This window comes from Candidatus Tisiphia endosymbiont of Micropterix aruncella (assembly GCF_965178575.1).
GTDB lineage: Bacteria > Pseudomonadota > Alphaproteobacteria > Rickettsiales > Rickettsiaceae > Tisiphia.
In genome coordinates, this window is the sequence record NZ_OZ238268.1 from 1,490,455 (window position 1) to 1,508,817 (window position 18,363).

The following is an 18,363-nucleotide window of genomic DNA, read 5'->3' on the forward strand; positions in this document are numbered from 1 at the left end:
TTAGTGTACTCACTACTAAACGTACAGCTAGTACGTTCACCTTACTATTATCCACTTATCCACATCCTTCAGGATGACGTCCCACTAGTCCAAAGATGTAGGTAATAGTAAGGTACGCTCACCCCTTGTTTGTTGTCTCCATTCTTCAAATCATTTGAGTATATCGAATAATTTACAAATTTACCAAGTGTGCAAGTTTTGTTAACTTAAGTAGCCCCGGTATCATCCCCGCAAAGACTTTGTTGTATGGATCAAGAACTCCAACGTTAGTATGGTACTTACAGAACCAAAAACGATGTCATTCCCGCGTAGGCGGGAATCCAAAAAATAATCTGCAAAGGCTATTAGATATTATGGATTCCTGCCTACGCGGGAATGACATCAACCCTTAAGGACTATTATACTCACTTAAACTTGCACACTTAGATTTTTTCTCTTGCACTTGCATCTCATGCTTACACTATAATACCAGTTTTTTTAAAGGAATTGTTAATTTTTTCTTTATCCAAAATTAAATTACCAAGTTTCTGTTATTAGAAATGGCTAATTTTGCTGGTAGTTCTTCAGTTATATCAATAAAATTCTTAGCACTAATACTTAATGTTAAATTTTTTAAAATTTTCTTGCTTTGACTGATAACTATTAGACATTTTAGATCCCCGTCTACGCACATGGGTGTTAGCTTAAGTAGTCTAGGTAGCACCCCCTGTCAGGATTGATGTCACTCCCGCGTAGGCGGGAATGACATCTTTCTTTTCTAGAATGATACTGAGGTTGCTTAAATTTATTCATCTTCACGAGTACGAGCTGTACGAATCAGTAATTCTATATCATCATCTACCATGTTAGAATTAGGCACTAATGATTTAAATTCATTAACTGTCAATTCTCCCAAATCTTCTATAGTCTTTACACCATACTCAGCTAATTTTAATATGAATTCTGGTTGTAAATCCAATACATCAATTAATTCTTGTTCAACACCTAAAGCTTCGAGTTTAATAATAATTTTTTCATTTTTAGCATTTACATAATTTATTGCTCGTTCTCTTATCTCAGTTGCTAATTCTTCTTCAAAGCCTTCAATATTCATTAAAGTTTCAATTTTACTGGAAGCTAACTGTTCTAGAGAAGTAAAACCTTGTGCAGATAACAGTTGTGCTATCACTTCTTCAACATCTAAGGTTTCCATAAATAACTCAGTAGCAGAGCAAAATTCATCATTTCTCCGTTTGGATTCTTGATCTTCCGTCATTATATTAATATTCCAGCCAGTAAGTTTAGAGGCTAAACGAACATTTTGACCTCTTCTACCAATTGCAAGACTCAAATTATCTTGAGACACGACTACATCAACTATATTCTTATCTTCATCAATAACAATTTTTGCAATTGCTGCAGGAGCAAGTGCATTCATAATAAATTGGGCAATATTCTTGCTCCATAATATTACATCTATTTTTTCGCCATTAAGCTCATTACTAATAGCCTTAATCCTATTACCTCTAGGTCCTACACATGGACCTATAGGATCAAAATTGGAGTCAGAAGCAAAGACTGCAACTTTTGCCTTTGATCCAGGATCACGAGCTACAGCCCGCAATTCAATTATATTATCATAAATCTCTGGAATCTCTAATTCAAATAATTTTATTAGCATTTGGTCGTCAGTTCTAGATAGAAAAATTTGCGGTCCTTTAGACGATAATCTTACATCTTGTACATAAGCTTTAATACGATCGTTAACCTTAAAGCTTTCTCCTCTAATGAGCTGCTCCTTTTTAATCATTGCTTCAGCACGACCACCAAGATCAACTATGATATTATTAAACTCTACTCTCTTAACAGTGCCGTTTAAAATCTCACCTTTCTTATCTTTAAAATCTTCATATTGTTTTTCTCTTTCTGCTTCACCAACACGTTGTATTATTATTTGCTTAGCTGCCTGAGCTGCAACACGTCCAAGATCAATAGGCGGTAAGAATTCATAAATCTCATCGCCAATTTTAGCATCGGCTTTCTTTTCAACAGCATCCTTTAAAGAAATTTGAGTAAAATAATTCTCTACATCATCCACTACATCAAGGATTCTAAAAAGACTAATATTACCATTTTTCCTATCAATCTCAGCTTTTATATTATGCTCATTTCCATATTTTCTGCGTCCTGCAATCTGTACAGCCTGTTCCATTGCCGAAAGTAGTGCTTCCTTAGGAAGACTCTTTTCTCTAGCTACAGAATCTATGATCTGCAGAATTTCTATGTTACCAATATTAACCATAAATTCACTGCCTTTTAAGATTAGACTTCTTGCATAATTCTACTTACCCCAATTCGGGATAAGAATTTGTCAATTCTTATCCCGAATTCGTGTTACTTCTACTGGTAATTTGTGCGTCGGTACTAGACTCGAATCCGTAACAGAATTTGAGTACGCTGCGAGTCAAGATTCCAATCCTCCTACAAATTCCTGAGCTAGAGCAAATTCTCCAAGAAGTCTATTTTTTATTCATTAAATTCCTAAACATTTCATCTGTTAATACCAAAGAGGCTTTTTTTATCATATCAAATGAAAACACTATGTCTTCACCATGGTTATTCAGATGAATTTTATTATCTTCAGCTTTAACTATCTTTCCCTGATATCTAGTTTGACCATTTAATAATTCTTTTAATTTTATGGTAGCCTCCCTACCGAGGAATCTAGTATAGTCTTCAAATTTTATTAATGGGCGTTCAATACCTGCTGAAGAAACTTCTAAAAAATATTTATCACTAATTATATCTTCAACATCTAAAAGGGCTGAGATAATTCTACTGCTATTCCGACAATCTATTATATTAACCTTTTCGCCATCCAACCTATCTATTAATATTTCAAGTACTTTATGGGTTGAACCCTTTAAAGTTACTTTTACTAAGTCGAAACCAATATCTTTCAGGTTATCTTGCACCGCATCAATAATTTGTTGCTCTATAGTTTGCATTACAACATAAATATTTAAAGATTCTAATAAAAAAGGTGGGGTTAACCCCACCTTTGTTTTTTCAACTTTATTTACAAAAATTTCAACCCGCAAAGCTAGAATACAATATTTTTATGATATTAGCAACAATTAAAAAAATGTTATAATTACCAAGTGTGTAAGTTTAAGTAAGTATAATATCCTTAAGGGTTGATGTCATTCCTACGTAGGCGGGAATCCAAAATATCTAAAGCACCCTTCCTGTCTGTTTTTTTAGATTCCGCTACTTTCGCAGAATGACATCGTTTCATCGTATATGTCCCTACTTCGTTCATCCCTGCTTCCCATAACTGTTGAAAGTTAGTAAATACACCTTCCCTATACGTCATTGCGAGGAGGCTGTAAGGCCGACGAAGCAATCCAGTAACATCATTTATCTATAGATTGTTTCCTAGATTGCTTCGCTTACGCTCGCAATGACGCTGTGGTATAGATGTTTGTAAACTTTCAACGTGACCTGCTTCCCTTTATGTCATTCCCGCTTCGGTGCGGAAGATATAATATCTAATAGCCTTTGCAGGTTATTTTTTAGATTCCCGTCGCAGCTCGAATGACATACTAGTGATCCACACGGGCAAAGCCTCCGCAGGCATGAAATCAAGGCTACTTAACAAAACTTGCACTACTATGGTATAATATTATATAGTTGTAATTTTATCATTAAAATTACAAAATTTGTCTGACTAATCATAGTTATTTACGAAAATTTGTTACATTATGGTTTATCTTCTGCTATAAATATCCAATATAGGAATGTATATACGTTCAATGGGCTAGGCTATATAAAAAGAATATAATGAATAAAAAGTTTTGGTATTACTATGAAAAAATTAATAATGTTACTCTGTGTTTCTTGTTTGTCTAGCACAGCCTTGAGTAGCTCTACTCCTCCAGCTGATGCTGCTTCAGATACTGAAATAAAATTAGAAGGTTTTTTTGGTTTCCAAGCTGGTTATAGTGCTCAAGGTAAATTGTCGTCAGAACAAAGTAAATATATCACTGATAATAAGAAAAAGCTTGGATTTTATAGTGAAGCGGCTTTCTCTGCCACTGCTAAGCAAGAATTTAATGATGTAATAGCTGGAGCTAAAATAATTTTACTAACAACAAGCAAACCAAAGGGTTCTACAAGTGTCAATGGTTCTCACATTTTCTTAGAGACAGATTATGGTAAAGTAGAGTTAGGCTCTCCTTATGATGCTGCAAATAAGATGGGTGTTAGTGGTGTTAAAGTTGCAGTAGCCAGTTGTGGTTTTGGTTGGAGTAAGTATGTATCACTAGACGATAGCAGTATGCAATATAAAGGTATGAAACCACAATTTGAGGTAGTCCCACCCACTTTCACAGACTCATTTACCAATAGCTTCGATGATATAAGTAAAGGAACAGAGCCATCTAGAAAAGTCTCTTATTATACGCCAGAGATACAAGGCTTTCAGTTTGGTATTTCTTATATTCCTGATTCAGCAAATACTGGTGGTCATCGTAGTATAAAAAACTTAGATAGTAAAACGGGTCGTAGTACATTAAAGACTGGTATAGTTGAAGTAACACTACCAGGTATAGATGGTGGTACAGGTAATACAGTAATTTATAATTACAATGTCAAAGATGCCATTTCTGCAGGGATATCCTATAAGTACGAGATTTTAGATGATGCGGCGGTAGAAGTTGGTGTTACAGGAGAACATGCCAAACCAGCTCGCAAACTTATAGTATTAGATCCTAATGGAAAGATAGTATCTAGTAACAAGCTATCATATCTAAACGCTTACAATTTAGGTGCAGTCTTAACTTATGGTAATATTTCTTGTGCAGCTTCTTATGGTAGTTTAGGTAAAAGTTTGACTTCAAAAACTTATCATAAAGTTGGCCGTGATACGAAATATTATAATGGTACAATTGCTTATGGGCAAGGTCCTATTAAAACAAGTCTTTCCTATTTTAAATCACTAAAGTATAAAAATACGGTGGATACAGTAAGTCTAGGTACTGAATATAAGATAACACCAGGCTTGTTACCTTACGCTGAAATCTCCTATTTTCAAGCTAAAGGTAAGCCAGTTTACCTTATTGAAGCTCCTAAGAAAAAAACTAAAGGTACAGTTGCTCTTATTGGTGCAAAGCTTAAATTTTAACCTTTAATAAGCCCTCGTTGTCGTTCCCAGGCGGGAATCCATAATACCTAATAGGTCTTTGCAAGCTATTTTTTGGATTCCCGCCTACGCGGGAATGACATCGTTTTTGATTCTGTAAGTACCATTACTTACGTTGCCTTTTTGATCCACGCGGGCAATGCGTTCGTAGGGATTGACAGCTTTTTTACATAAGATATTTTTGTAATAATGCTTGCAAAATTGCCACAGTCTCGACATCTAATACTCCAGAAAAATTCTTTGGGCGAAAATGCATTTGGAACGATACTATGACATTAGTTGTTTGTTGATCAATTACTCCTGTCGGCTGCAACACATAACCATATTTGCTAAATTGTTCTTGGATTAACTTTACATTAGACATATCTACCTTAGCTATTAGAGCATTAACAGTATCTTGATCATACCAAGCTCCGATATTATTATCATATAATTGTTTCCATGGGAATAGAGGACCTGGGTCTTGTTTCCTTCCCGGAGCAGCATCAGAATGACCGATCACACAAGTGGGGTCAATATCATAGCGAGCTATAATATCTTGACAAAGGGCAATTACTGATTCAATCTGATCTGATGCGTAAGGATGCCAAGTGATCTCTCCTTGAGTATTTTGAGTATAGCCAAGATATACTATTTCAATACCGATAGAAGTATCGTTTAGGTTTTGATGTCCTTGCCAACTACTAATACCAGCATGCCAAGCTCGTTTGGATTCGTCTACTAATTGGAATATATGATTGGGATTAATATCAGAAACTAGATAGTGACTACTAACTTCTGAACCCAATAATAGCTTTAAGGATATCTCTAGATCTCTTTCAGTGTAATGCAGTACTAAGAACTTAACTCTTTCATTAAAGCACGCAGCTCTGTAGGTTGTTCTATCAATTATTATCATTTCTGAAAAACCTATTTTATAAGTTGCATTAATTCATCCCATTCTCTTTTGTTTATGCCACTAGATTCTTGAGTAATTTCTTCATTATTGAGTAGTTTTTTTATAACAGCAAGTCCTTTTTTAGAAATATTATTTCCTCCTAGCCTATATTCCTCGAAAGCATCATAAGTGAAAGGTACCCAAGCTTTTACTATTTCTAGCATTTTTTCTGCATATACTCTGATTTCATATTGGGCATGAGAATCCCCACGTAACAGTAGAAAATGTAATAGATTATGCAAATTAATTTTCCAATACCATTCTGTATAATAGTTTAAGGTTAAATTCATTCTCGCAAGTTCCCTAGTAATACCTATAGTGTTTTCATCGATAATATTGCCATATTCATCCTGATTCATCATTTCAGTATAATGCTGATAACATAGTTTAGCATCTTTTTCTAGTAGCACTAAGACTTTATCTGCAATTTCTTTTGGAACTTCTTCATCACTTCTTCCTTGTTTATTTATTGTGGATTGAGCAGCAAGATTCTGTTTTTCTGGTAAATAAAATTCATTTCCTAATATAGAATATCTAGCTGAATATTCATTAACACTAGCGGTTCTGTGACGTATCCATTGTCTTGCAACGAAAATAGGCAGTTTAATATGAAATTTGATATCACACATTTCAAATGGTGTTGTATGGTGGTGACGCATTAGGTAATTGATTAAACCTTTATCTTGGCTTAGTTGTTTTGTACCTTTACCATATGATACTCGTGCTGCTTGGACGATGCTACTATCATCACCCATATAATCAATAATTCTGATAAAACCATGATCTAGTATTTTTATGGGTTCAAATAATAATTCTTCTAGAGCTGGTACTGTAGCTCTTTTTGTCTTGTAATTATTGTCGTGCATTCTTTTCTCTATTATTCTGTTTGAAAATTTGTTAATTCCAGCATCAAATATTCATCCATAGGAATCTTATCTTGATTAAGCATTTTGTTGATATTAGAACCAAGTGCCTTAAATGACTTACCTTTGGCAATTACTGTTCTAGTGCCAACTGGCACTTTACCATGTAGAGCATATGAAACGATTAATGGATAATTAATATCACCAATTTTTATATCTAATTTCTTACCTTTCTGTACTGAATCATAAATTACCTGACCATTCGATAATTTAGTAATCTTTACGTCAACCCCTACTCTATCTCCACATAATAATGGCATTCTATAAGCTATTTCATCATCAAATATCTTTACTTCATTACTATCAACAAAATTATTAGGTAATATTGAATTTAAGACAATATTAACTCTATAAGGTACATCATGCTCTCTATCTTCTTCTTTATATTGCTGGTTATAATATGCATATTTTGCAGGAAGTACCGCTTGTCTTGTTTGTCCAACCATCATACCTACTACTACAGAATCAAGGCCTGGCATGATCGCTCTAGAACCAAGTGTAAAGGTTTTGGTATTTTCGCTAAGTAAATTATTGTTAATATCCAATAATTGATAACGTAATGTGACCACGTGACCACAAGTGGCTGGCCCAATAGTCCCATTACCAAAGCTATTAATCTTAAACATTGGTTGTATTAAGTCTCTATTAACCTCTATAGTATATTTACCATCAGTAATAGGTTTGTTCGTTGGTTGTAGTAAATGCTCAAAAAATAGTCGACCTTCTTCTGTCTTAAGAGCATTTATCAAAACCTTTGAAACAGTTTTTTCAAGAAAATTACCAGTTAATGGTATATTTGCTTGTTCAGGAGCAGCGGTAGTATTTTTATTATTCTCAGCATCATTAGTCGTCTGAACTTTAGGGTCTTTATCCTCGGGAGGAGAGAGCATCTTCATTTGAACAATAGAGTAAATAATTGCTGCAGCAATTATAAGACTTAAAGCTTTTTGCATATAATAACCTCGATCCAATTGTTAGGTTCTTGCCATCAACCTAAAGAGACACAGTAAATTCTGCAGTAGTTTTTGCAGTAATTTCTTCTAAACTTACATCATTTGGTTTTTGGACTAAGCACATACCATCCCTAGTAATATCAAAAATTCCAATATCTGTTATTACCCTATCTACTACCTTAACGCCAGTTAGAGGTAATGTACATTTCTTCAATAACTTCATGCTGCCATCTTTAGCTATATGTTCCATGATCACGACTACACGTTTGACATTTGCCACCAAATCCATAGCTCCTCCCATGCCTTTAACCATTTTCCCTGGTATAGTCCAATTTGCAATATCTCCATCTTGAGTAACCTGCATAGCTCCTAAAATAGTTAAGTCTATGTGAGAACCTCTAATCATGGCAAATGATGAGGCACTATCCAAATAGCTAGTTTGCGGAATTGAAGTTATTGTTTGTTTCCCTGCATTAATTAAATCAGGGTCTTCTTCTCCTGCAAAAGGAAACTCCCCCATTCCAAGCATACCATTCTCGCTTTGAAATATGATATCCATATTTGGTGGAATATAATTTGCCACGTTTGTCGGTATTCCGATACCAAGATTGACGTATAGACCTTGGCTTAGTTCAAGATTCGCCGCTATTTGACACATTTGCTCTTTAGTCCATGCCATTTTGTACTTATTTCTCTCTAGTTGTTATATGTTCTATACGTTTTTCATATTTTTCACCGAGTACTAGCCTATTTATGAAAATATTAGGTGTATGAATATTATTAGGATCAAGTCTACCTGTCTCAACTATCTCTTCTACTTCACAGACTGTTATCGTAGCAGCAGTTGCCATTATGGGATTGAAATTCCTAGCTGTTTTATTGTAAATTACATTGGCACTTTTATCAGCTTTCCAACCTTTAATAATCGCTAAATCTGCAAAAAGAGCGGTTTCCATAAGGTATTTCTCACCATTAAATTCACGTACTTCTTTTCCTTCTTCTACTATCGTACCAACTCCTGTCCGTGTGTAAAATGCTGGAATTCCTGCACCAGCAGCTCTAATTCTTTCCGATAACGTCCCTTGCGGGTTTAATTCAAGTTCTAAAGAACCATTAATATATTGTTGCTCAAAAAGTTTGTTCTCTCCTACATAGGAAGAAATCATTTTTTTTATTTGACCAGTTTGCAGTAATAAACCAAGACCAAAATTATCTATGCCACAATTATTACTGATCACCGTTAAATTCTTTACTTTTGACTTTAATATAGTATTAATCAAATTTTCAGGTATACCACAAAGACCAAAACCTCCAGCCATAATAGTCATGCCATCATGCAGTAAATCAGCTAAAGCTAATTCAGAAGAGGAGTATAATTTATTCATATTACTGTTTATTCTTTCAATAGTTCTATTCTTTCTACGGGTAGTTCCGTAAATTCAATGATTTCATCTATGGATTTTCCCTTAGCCAACATTTTTTTTGCTATTTTTATTTTTTGTTCTTCCAAAGCAGCCACCATATAATCACGTTCTTTTAAGTTTTCATTGACATAACTCTGATAGTGTCGACGTTCTTCCGGAGTCATTTTTAAAACACTCAGACGCTTCGCTACCTTTTTCATATAAGGTGACTTAAAGTCATCTTTAACTTCACAATGTTTAGCAAAATATAACCACTCATCTAACTCATCTTTTATAACATCATTAAATAGTGGTACAGAAATAATAAAATATTCAGGAAATATATTATAAATATCAAAAAACCTGAGTCTCATATCAGCAAGGTGCAGGTCTACTGGATGTTCGTTATCCATTTTTCTAAATATAGTTTGACCGTGATACAATGGTGAATCTATATTGCTCGAGAGAAAATATATTAAGTTGATATGGAATATTTTCTTAATATCCTTATAATCCTGATCAGAATTAATATTATCAACAATCAACCGACAACTATTAAAACATGCTTTGTGGAGAAAAGTGTGAGTAATTGAGCGATCTATTTCAACAATATATTTATGACCTTGCTGGTCTTCAACAATAACATCAGCTACGCTTTTTTTTAGGGCTCTACGCTCTTTATTACTCTCGCTCTCTAGTAAAGCGGTGATTTTCACAGCAGAATAGCCAGCATCCTTAAGCACAGCCGAAATAAAGCCCTCGACTATTTCATAATCATTTTTATCCTTTAATAGATATTTAATCGCATAATCAAGCGATATCAATGTTTTTTCTGTCATAAAAGTACTAATTGCTTCTCACTGATTGGTTATTTTAAAACATTTAAGTATAAGTTTCAAATATTTCCATTAAACATATTATATTGGTTATCATCAATGCGAGACGTAGGGCTTGCTATTCCAAGATGGTCAAAGGCATTTTTAGTAATAACTCTACCTCTTGGGGTGCGTTGTAATAACCCTATTTGTATTAAATATGGTTCTATAGTCTCTTCAACAGCATCACGTTGTTCTGATAGAGCTGCGGCAATTGTCTCTATACCAACCGGACCACCAGCATAATTATCAGCTATAAATTTTAAGTATCTATAATCATTACTGTCTAAACCTATTTTGTCAACTTCTAATCGATTTAGGGAGATATTAGCAATATTTTTATCAATTTCTAGCTTATCATCGACAGAAGCAAAATCTCTCACCCGTCTAACTAGCCTAAGAGCAATTCTTGGTGTTCCTCTACTACGCTTAGCTATCTCTTCTAATGCCTCATCGGTTAAATTAATTGTTAGCAACTTACTAGCTCTACTCAAAACAAGTTTTAATTCAGCCACGTTATAAAAATGTAAACGCAATGGTATACCAAATCTATCTCTCAAAGGATTGCTGAGTAAACCGAGCCTAGTAGTTGCTCCAACTAAAGTAAAATTGGGTAGATTGATTTTTACTGACCTTGCTGAAGGCCCTTCACCAATAACTATGTCCAAAGCAAAATCTTCCATTGCTTGGTACAATACTTCTTCAATATTTGTACTAAGACGGTGAATTTCATCGATAAATAACACATCATTATCTTGCAAATTAGTAAGTATAGCAGCCAAGTCAGCCGCTTTTGATATAGCAGGTCCTGAGGTGGATTTAAAATTTACTCCCATTTCCTTAGAAATAATTTGTGCAAGAGTGGTTTTACCAAGTCCAGGAGGACCGTAAAATAATGTATGATCTAAATGTTCAGACCTATTTTTAGCTGCTTGGATAAAAATGGATAAATTCTCCTTAATTTGTTGTTGTCCGACAAATTCTCTTAAATAGCTAGGCCGTAGAGAAAATTCTTGATCGCTCGGAAGTATATCAGCTGACAAAACATTTTTAGACATTGGATCCACGTACTTTTAGTGCAAGTTTAATTAGTTCATTAATAGAGAGATTAGAATTTTCTGCAATAATTCCCTGTACTAAATTCTGTGCTTCAGTTTTACCAATACCAAGCGAGGTTAACACTAATGTGGCATCAGATGATATCTTAGCTAAGTCAGTATCATTGTTATCCATAGTAAGGTTGTTAGTAAAATTAGTTAAGGCTTTATCCTTTAACTCTATGATAATTCGTTCAGCTAGTTTTAGCCCAACACCAGAAATAGCTTTAAAAGATTCTTTATCCCTTCTTACTATCGCTGATTGGATTTGCTCGGGTGATAAATTTGATAAAATAGCTAAAGCCATTCTTGTACCAATACCGTTTACCGATTGTAATAAATTAAAAAAAGCCTTCTCTTCGAGAGATAAAAAGCCGTAAAGATTAATATGATCTTCTCTTACATGTGTTTCAATAAATAATTGACAAAACTCATTAACGACTAACTTATTTAAAGTTTTACTAGAACAATACACTAAATATCCAACACCACTAACATCAATAATGACATAATCATTAAAACATGCATCTATTTTACCTTTTAATTTACCAATCATAATTTATTTAGTATCAGATTTTACTTTTGGTTTACGATTTTTTGTACATATATGTGCTATTACTGGCAATATAGTTACTATCGAAGCTAAAATATAATGTAGTAACGTTGGAGTTTCAGTGCAATGGCATTGACCATCATCAGGAAATGTTGATATAAGTATAATTTTCGCAGCAACCCAAGTAATCACTATATATATAAGCAAGTATACTACATATTTAACCTTCTCCCAAATACTCTTAATCATAATCTTCTCTTCTACTATAGCTAACCATTACATAACAATAATAGAATATGTTAGTAAATGATAGACTTAATTAACCTGAATTTGATATAACATTACCGTATCCTCATTCCCGGGAAGGTATTGCCTGCGTCGATCAAAAGCCAACGTAAGTAATGGCATTTACAGAAACCTGAATTCGATGTAACAAGTTACATCGAACTTTCGTATACTAGTAATCCACGCAGGCAATGCAGACCCACAGCGGACGATGATGTACGTAAGGATTCGAGTCTAGGTACAACGAATAAATTACCAGCAGAAGTAGAGTTTCGAAAGATATCTAGTATATAGAGATAGCATAAAATGAAGTCCAAGTCTGAAATGTTTGTATTTAAGGCAATAGATTTTTTTTATTTAAAATTTCATATTCTTCTTTTATCTGTTCTCCACTACAGATATAATAATTTATACATCTAGAATTAATAGACATATATAAATATGGAAAGATTTAAAAAATAAACAACTAGCTATGGTAAAACTATGGATAGAGTTATTCAATCAAATAGAAAAGTACTACCTACTCAAACACATTTAACAAGCGATCAAAAAACCACTGTAGCTTTACTTTTGATAGGTACATTTTTAGAGTATTTTGATCTGATGCTATATATTCATTTAGCAATCCTGTTAAATGAGCTATTTTTTCCTAAAACTGACCCACACGCTGCTTCCCTCCTCGCTGCTTTGACTTTTTGTTTGACATATATATTCAGACCTGTTGGTGCTCTTATTTTTGGTTATATAGGAGATAATGTTGGTTATAAAGCTACAATTATTATAACAACTTTTATGATGGCTATTTCATGTATTGTTATAGCTAATTTACCTGTTTATGAACAAATAGGTATTATATCTACATGGGTAATTATAATATGTCGAATTATTCAAGGTATGTCTTCTGTAGGAGAACTAATAGGTACTGAACTCTATCTGACTGAAATGACAAAGCCACCTATCCAATATCCAATTGTAGCGTTAGTTTCAGTTTGTACTATCATGGGAGGAATATTGGCACTTGGTTTAGCATCTTTTAGTACGTCATTTGGAATCAGTTGGCGTATGGCTTTTTGGGCAGGTGCAGCAATTGCAGTTGTTGGTACAATGGCTAGGACACTGCTTAAAGAAGCACCAAGGTTGTTAAAACAAAAAGCAGTAGTAAATAATTCTATTGGACCTACAAAAGTTAATATGACAACAATGTTATCTTACTTCTTGATACAGTGTGGATGGCCGATATGCTTCTATTTTGCCTATATCCATTGTAGTAACATTTTAAAAAACTCTTTTGGTTATTCGTCGGAGGAGGTAATTCATCATAATTTTCTTCTTGTAATGCTATCTTTAGTTAGCTCTTTAATTTATGCGTATTTAAGTTATAAAATATACCCATTAATAATTCTTAAGGTAAGACTAGCGATATTCTGTATTTTTATTGTTAGTTGTCCCTATTTACTAGACCATTATAAAACCCCTGTTGCTATATTTCTAATCCAATTAATGACTGGGCTATTTGGTATCTGTACCATGCCAGCGGATACAATTTTTTTCCGGCATATTTCTATTTTTAGACGATGTACTTACGTTAGTTTGTCTTTCGCTTTATCGCGTACTTTAATGTATATTGTTACTTCTTTTGGCCTTGTATACCTAATAGAATATTTTGGTAATTATGGGTTATTAGTTATCATAACCCCAATAACCCTAGGGTTTGCTTTTGGCATCTATCACTTTGAAAAGTTAGAAAAGCAAGCTGGTTACTATTAATCAGTAAATATCTTAAGCTTTGTTTTTTATGTTGTCACAAGTCTTAGTCATCTCTCCTGTCATACTATTTATGGCATCAAACATTTTCATTGAATTATCGGATGCCATACTGGCAAACTCTTTAATGTTATTGATTGAAGTCTCGCAAGTCGACTTAAGGTATTTTTGCTGACATTCGGCTATTTGGTTTAAATCTCCAGAAGCTATTGCATCTTTTACAGAATTCAGCATATTCATAGCATTGTTCTGAAAAGCCTCTGAATTTTTTTGGATCATAGACTGCAGTGATTCAGTAACAATCTGATTTGTTGTAGTAAGTATTTTAGTACTTTTCTTGATAGTATCTGACATAGCAGAAAAATCCATAACAGGTAAGTTTTTTACGGAATTCATGTAAACTTCTGGATTCATAAAAGATTTCATTAAATCTAAAAATTGGGTAGTACTATTAGTCATTGTAAATCCTCTAAATTAAGTGATTCTATTTATTGTGTAAATCATAAACTTCATGCTAGCACTTATAAAAACATGAGTCAATAGCTGGTTAATAATAATCTTAATATAGTCAATTGATTATATACTCGGTGAACTTCAAGAAGAGCTAGGCAGTAGCAAAGTCGAGCAGCGGAGCGTACATTAGTACGTGACAGCACAGATCTTTGATCGCGGGAACGCCAATTATTGAAGTTCACCGAGTATACCAAAAACCCTAAATACAAATACTATATCATCGGCTGCTTCTTTTAGATAATCGAAACGACTAGAAGCCCCTTTATGTCCTGAATCCATATTAGTTTTTAGCAATAATATATTATCGTCGAGTTTTGTTGCACGAATCCTTGCTGCCCATTTAGCCGCTTCCCAATACCCAACTCTTGGGTCAGAGATTCCAGCAGTAATAAATAGACTTGGATAATTTTGTGGCTTTATATTATCGTACGGAGAATAAGACTTAATATAGTTAAAATAGTCTAATTCTTTAGGATTCCCCCACTCTTTAAACTCACTGGGGGTTAATGGCAATTGTTCATCGAGCATGGTATTTAACATATCAACAAAAGGTACATGGGCAAGTGCTGCTTTAAATAATTGTGGTTGCTCATTAATTACCGCTCCAATTAACAACCCCCCTGCACTTCCGCCACAGATTACTATATTACCTTGGCTAGTATATTTTTCTTTAATTAGCTCTTTACTAACCGCAATAAAGTCGTCAAAAGTTCTTTTTTTATTGAGGAATTTGGCAGCCTCATACCAATCATGTCCAAGATCATCTCCACCTCTAATATGGGCAAGAGCGTAGACAAACCCACGATCTACAAGAGAAATAGCTGTATTCCGAAAAGATACTGGTATGCTAATACCATATGAACCATAGCCATACAAATATAAAGGATTTTCCCCATCTTTTTTAAACAGTGCTTTTTTATATAATAAGGTAATTGGCACTTTAACCCCCTCATTATCAGCAAATATCCTTTCTACCGTATATTCTTCAGGGTTGAAACCACTTGGTATTTCTTGCACTTTCAATATTGACAATTGATCACTATCAAAATCATAACTATAAGTGGTGTTTGGTCTAGCAAGTGAAGAATAATTTACTCTAATATCATCTTCCTCAAAATTAGTAGACAAAGCGTAGGCAGTAAAAGAAGTATCCGGAAAGTGAATAACTTTTTCCTCCTGTTCTTTAAGATATTTTATTTTAATAACAGGCAATCCTTGGTCACGATAATTAAGTATCAAATAATTTCTAGTGATGTCAAAGCTTGATAAATATCTACCCGAATCTTCCTGTATATAATCATTTTTCCACAAATCATTTTGGAAATTATTTACATTTACTAGTACTATACGAAAGTTTTTTGCCCCTTCATTGGTCTTAATATAAAAATTATCACCATTATGCTCAACTGAATAAAAAATCTCTTCTTTTGACGCTCTAATCAGTTTAGGCTGAAAGCTATGATCATGCATTTGCACCGCATATATTTCATTTTCATTATGACCAAAGCTATTAACAAAAATATATTGTCGACTAGCTGACTTTGTAGCGTCCAGCTGATATAATGGGTCTGTTATATGGAGTACTAACTTATCATCTGAAACTACATCACCTAAAGAGTGGAACATTAATTTATCATGACGAAAATTCTCATTAATAGGCATATAAAAAAATCCCTTGAGATCTTCATGCCAAATTATATTACTACTAACGTTATTTATTTCATCTAGTAAATATTCTTTAGTCTTTAAGTTATAAACCCTAATTATATATTTTTCATCACCGGAAAAATCAGCACTATAAGCCATTAACGTATGATCAGGAGAGACTGCTACTTGCCCTACATCAGTAAATTTATTACCTTTAGAGATGCTATTAACATCTAATATAATTTCTTCATAAGCATCTACTGACCCCATTTTTCGGCAATATATAGGATATTCTGTAGTTTCTTCAGTTCTAGTATAATAGTAATAATTATCTTTCTTTACGTAAGTTGACTGATCCTTGAGCTTAATCCTACCTTTTAGCTCTTCAAATATTTTATCTTTTTCTTGTTGTAATTGTACAAAAAATTGCTCGGAATATTTATTTTCTGCCTGTAAATATTCTATAATTTTTTTATTATTAACATTAGGCCATTCACTATCCCTAAGCCAAGCATACTCATCTGTAATTTTTTGACCATGTAATACAAAATTATAATCAATCTTATCGGCTATGGGGGGCTTCACTTTAATTCTCCTCTACTACTTGTAATCAATAATATGGTAAAAATAATTAATAATATCATTACTACCAACAAACCGGTTGACTGATTATGCCAAGATTTCATTTTACGTAAAGTACTTTTTTCTATTCTGTCAAAAATAGGGTAGTCCGCCCCTATTTTATCATAAAACTCTTGCACCACTAAGTTATATTTAAAATAAATACGACGAATATTATTTTCAACAAACTGAAATAAGTCTAAATTTATGTTGGCAGTTGAACGCCTAGAAATCGTTTTACTAAGAACTAAGGCAAATATTATACCTATTACTATTATTACCATTTGTTTTACTAAATCCAACCAATTTGTATCAATTATTTCAACAGGATAAGAGGACCATAGTAGTTTCAAACCTTCTTCTAAACAAAAGCTAGTTACTAATAGAAACGATAACATGACAAATAAACTAACTTTAGTGAGAATATTTAACTTAAGGTAAAAACCACTAATCAAAGATTTATATTTAACCGTAGAAAATAAAGCGATGCATGTGACAATCTTGAGTAGGAAAATAGCATAATAATTAATATCTTGGTCCAAAGCATTGGTCACAACAATTTTGGTAACAAAACTAGCAAAAGGAGGCAAGGCTATAATGAACAATACACTAACTATTAAACTAACAAACAACAAATGATTTTTGGGCAAGTAAATTCCTTTTATCTCAGAACAATTCTCTATATTTTCTTTGTCTATTAATATAGCAACGTATAAACCAAATAAAGCTTTATACAGTATATGGACAAAAAGAAAAACTATGATTCCTAAATTTGCTTGTTGAGATTTTGTGCCAATAGCAATTAGCATGAATCCAAGCTGAGAAATAGTAAGATAACCTACTAATCTTTTGATGTTATCTTCTAGGCAAGCATAAACCCCGCCATATATAATCATTAATAATCCAAAGAATTTAAGTATTTCTAAGCCACTAAATAGTTTAAGGAGTATAATTATCGATATTTTACTAGTAAAGCTAGTTAAATATATCATCCCTGAGCTTGAAGCAAATGGATAGCAATTAACAATCCACCCAGAGAAAGGTATGCTAGCTACATTAATCAAACAACCACAAAGTATTAGAGCATAAAATATAAAACCAGCCCCTTGATTTTCTGTCAATGAGGTAAGAGAAACAATTTGTGAACTAGATGTGTGAGTAATTATATAACTAATCCCTATTAAAATAAGACTACCACTTATAAGATGGGTAAGCAAATATTGTCTTGCTGCTCTAACACTATTTTTGTAATTGCCATAAAAAATCAACAAAGCAGCAAATATCATCATCATTTCTAGAGAAGCAAACATCGAAACAAAATCCCCAGCAAATAAACAGACCAAAGAACTAGCTGAATATAGGCTACCTATAAGTACCTCGAATTTTCTATTTTTACTTATGGCATATAAGTTAGTAGCCAACGTTACAACAATAAAAGCAAGTGCTATTAACTTATTTTCACTACTAAAATTAATAACAAAACTATTATTGTATAAATTAATTACCATCTCATCTTTGTTGTTAATTAATAATATGCCAGCAACTATTGGATATATTATTGAAATAATATAAAATATTTTATAAAATGCCTTTCTCATTATTTAGCCTCA

At 33.2% G+C, this 18,363-nt stretch carries 16 protein-coding genes; 2 read left to right on the plus strand and 14 right to left on the minus strand.

Translation table 11 applies throughout. The features are described 5' to 3' along the window. Positions 1-784: 784 nt before the first annotated feature. Both nusA and rimP read right to left on the minus strand, forming a co-directional pair. Positions 785-2,281: a transcription termination factor NusA gene (nusA, locus tag ACN1AG_RS07275; RefSeq protein WP_417904885.1), complete on the minus strand. Its 1,497-nt coding sequence runs from the start codon at positions 2,279-2,281 to the stop codon at positions 785-787. A 217-nt stretch (positions 2,282-2,498) separates the two neighbouring features. After that, on the minus strand, positions 2,499-2,987 hold the full coding sequence (gene rimP / locus ACN1AG_RS07280; protein ID WP_417905610.1) for a ribosome maturation factor RimP: 489 nt from the start codon (positions 2,985-2,987) through the stop codon (positions 2,499-2,501). 860 nt (positions 2,988-3,847) lie between these two features. Here rimP and ACN1AG_RS07285 point away from each other — a divergent pair. Next, positions 3,848-5,164 carry a porin gene (locus tag ACN1AG_RS07285; RefSeq protein WP_417904886.1) on the plus strand — a complete coding sequence of 439 codons (1,317 nt, stop codon included), beginning with the start codon at positions 3,848-3,850 and terminating at the stop codon, positions 5,162-5,164. A 184-nt stretch (positions 5,165-5,348) separates the two neighbouring features. Here ACN1AG_RS07285 and ACN1AG_RS07290 read toward each other — a convergent pair whose 3' ends face one another. From ACN1AG_RS07290 to ACN1AG_RS07330, 9 genes are read right to left on the minus strand one after another with little or no spacing between them, the layout of a single operon-like run. Further along, positions 5,349-6,080 (minus strand): N-acetylmuramoyl-L-alanine amidase, encoded by a 732-nt coding sequence (locus ACN1AG_RS07290; protein ID WP_417904887.1) that lies wholly within the window; start codon positions 6,078-6,080, stop codon positions 5,349-5,351. An 11-nt stretch (positions 6,081-6,091) separates the two neighbouring features. Next, entirely contained in the window at positions 6,092-6,985 is an 894-nt protein-coding gene (gene thyX / locus ACN1AG_RS07295; protein ID WP_367364328.1) for an FAD-dependent thymidylate synthase, read from the minus strand. 11 nt (positions 6,986-6,996) lie between these two features. Continuing rightward, entirely contained in the window at positions 6,997-7,995 is a 999-nt protein-coding gene (locus tag ACN1AG_RS07300) for an FKBP-type peptidyl-prolyl cis-trans isomerase (protein ID WP_417904888.1), read from the minus strand. Between the two features lie 40 nt (positions 7,996-8,035). Further along, positions 8,036-8,674, minus strand: a complete 639-nt coding sequence (locus ACN1AG_RS07305) for a 3-oxoacid CoA-transferase subunit B (protein WP_417904889.1) — start codon at positions 8,672-8,674, stop codon at positions 8,036-8,038. A 7-nt stretch (positions 8,675-8,681) separates the two neighbouring features. Further along, a complete protein-coding gene (locus tag ACN1AG_RS07310; RefSeq protein WP_417904890.1) occupies positions 8,682-9,380 on the minus strand; it encodes a CoA transferase subunit A in 699 nt (232 codons plus the stop codon). 8 nt (positions 9,381-9,388) lie between these two features. Continuing rightward, on the minus strand, positions 9,389-10,237 hold the full coding sequence (locus ACN1AG_RS07315; protein WP_417904891.1) for a PD-(D/E)XK nuclease family transposase: 849 nt from the start codon (positions 10,235-10,237) through the stop codon (positions 9,389-9,391). A gap of 56 nt (positions 10,238-10,293) precedes the next feature. Further along, entirely contained in the window at positions 10,294-11,331 is a 1,038-nt protein-coding gene (ruvB, locus tag ACN1AG_RS07320) for a Holliday junction branch migration DNA helicase RuvB (RefSeq protein WP_417904892.1), read from the minus strand. Continuing rightward, entirely contained in the window at positions 11,324-11,926 is a 603-nt protein-coding gene (ruvA, locus tag ACN1AG_RS07325; protein WP_417904893.1) for a Holliday junction branch migration protein RuvA, read from the minus strand. Before ruvA ends, ruvB begins: the two co-directional genes overlap by 8 nt. Positions 11,927-11,929: 3 nt before the next feature. Beyond that, the gene (locus ACN1AG_RS07330; protein ID WP_341758513.1) at positions 11,930-12,172 is read right to left on the minus strand and encodes a Holliday junction ATP-dependent DNA helicase RuvA; all 243 of its coding nucleotides are present in this window, start codon (positions 12,170-12,172) and stop codon (positions 11,930-11,932) included. A gap of 519 nt (positions 12,173-12,691) precedes the next feature. On the opposite strand from ACN1AG_RS07330, the gene ACN1AG_RS07335 reads away from it, so the two are divergent. Beyond that, positions 12,692-13,975, plus strand: a complete 1,284-nt coding sequence (locus ACN1AG_RS07335; protein ID WP_417904894.1) for an MFS transporter — start codon at positions 12,692-12,694, stop codon at positions 13,973-13,975. Between the two features lie 12 nt (positions 13,976-13,987). Here the strand turns inward: ACN1AG_RS07335 and ACN1AG_RS07340 are convergent, their stop codons facing one another. From ACN1AG_RS07340 to ACN1AG_RS07350, 3 genes are all read right to left on the minus strand, one after another. Continuing rightward, on the minus strand, positions 13,988-14,431 hold the full coding sequence (locus ACN1AG_RS07340) for a phasin family protein (protein WP_417904895.1): 444 nt from the start codon (positions 14,429-14,431) through the stop codon (positions 13,988-13,990). 222 nt (positions 14,432-14,653) lie between these two features. After that, a complete protein-coding gene (locus ACN1AG_RS07345) occupies positions 14,654-16,717 on the minus strand; it encodes a S9 family peptidase (protein ID WP_417904896.1) in 2,064 nt (687 codons plus the stop codon). Continuing rightward, positions 16,714-18,351, minus strand: coding sequence for a proton-conducting transporter membrane subunit (locus ACN1AG_RS07350; protein WP_367364336.1), 1,638 nt, complete (start codon positions 18,349-18,351; stop codon positions 16,714-16,716). The genes ACN1AG_RS07345 and ACN1AG_RS07350 overlap by 4 nt, the downstream gene beginning before the upstream one ends. Positions 18,352-18,363 lie beyond the last annotated feature (12 nt).

Coding starts and splice junctions, on each gene's coding strand:
- nusA (WP_417904885.1), bottom strand. CDS start 2,281: ATGGTTAATATTGGTAACATAGAAATTCTGCAGATCATAGATTCTGTA.
- rimP (WP_417905610.1), bottom strand. CDS start 2,987: ATGCAAACTATAGAGCAACAAATTATTGATGCGGTGCAAGATAACCTG.
- ACN1AG_RS07285 (WP_417904886.1), top strand. CDS start 3,848: ATGAAAAAATTAATAATGTTACTCTGTGTTTCTTGTTTGTCTAGCACA.
- ACN1AG_RS07290 (WP_417904887.1), bottom strand. CDS start 6,080: ATGATAATAATTGATAGAACAACCTACAGAGCTGCGTGCTTTAATGAA.
- thyX (WP_367364328.1), bottom strand. CDS start 6,985: ATGCACGACAATAATTACAAGACAAAAAGAGCTACAGTACCAGCTCTA.
- ACN1AG_RS07300 (WP_417904888.1), bottom strand. CDS start 7,995: ATGCAAAAAGCTTTAAGTCTTATAATTGCTGCAGCAATTATTTACTCT.
- ACN1AG_RS07305 (WP_417904889.1), bottom strand. CDS start 8,674: ATGGCATGGACTAAAGAGCAAATGTGTCAAATAGCGGCGAATCTTGAA.
- ACN1AG_RS07310 (WP_417904890.1), bottom strand. CDS start 9,380: ATGAATAAATTATACTCCTCTTCTGAATTAGCTTTAGCTGATTTACTG.
- ACN1AG_RS07315 (WP_417904891.1), bottom strand. CDS start 10,237: ATGACAGAAAAAACATTGATATCGCTTGATTATGCGATTAAATATCTA.
- ruvB (WP_417904892.1), bottom strand. CDS start 11,331: ATGTCTAAAAATGTTTTGTCAGCTGATATACTTCCGAGCGATCAAGAA.
- ruvA (WP_417904893.1), bottom strand. CDS start 11,926: ATGATTGGTAAATTAAAAGGTAAAATAGATGCATGTTTTAATGATTAT.
- ACN1AG_RS07330 (WP_341758513.1), bottom strand. CDS start 12,172: ATGATTAAGAGTATTTGGGAGAAGGTTAAATATGTAGTATACTTGCTT.
- ACN1AG_RS07335 (WP_417904894.1), top strand. CDS start 12,692: ATGGATAGAGTTATTCAATCAAATAGAAAAGTACTACCTACTCAAACA.
- ACN1AG_RS07340 (WP_417904895.1), bottom strand. CDS start 14,431: ATGACTAATAGTACTACCCAATTTTTAGATTTAATGAAATCTTTTATG.
- ACN1AG_RS07350 (WP_367364336.1), bottom strand. CDS start 18,351: ATGAGAAAGGCATTTTATAAAATATTTTATATTATTTCAATAATATAT.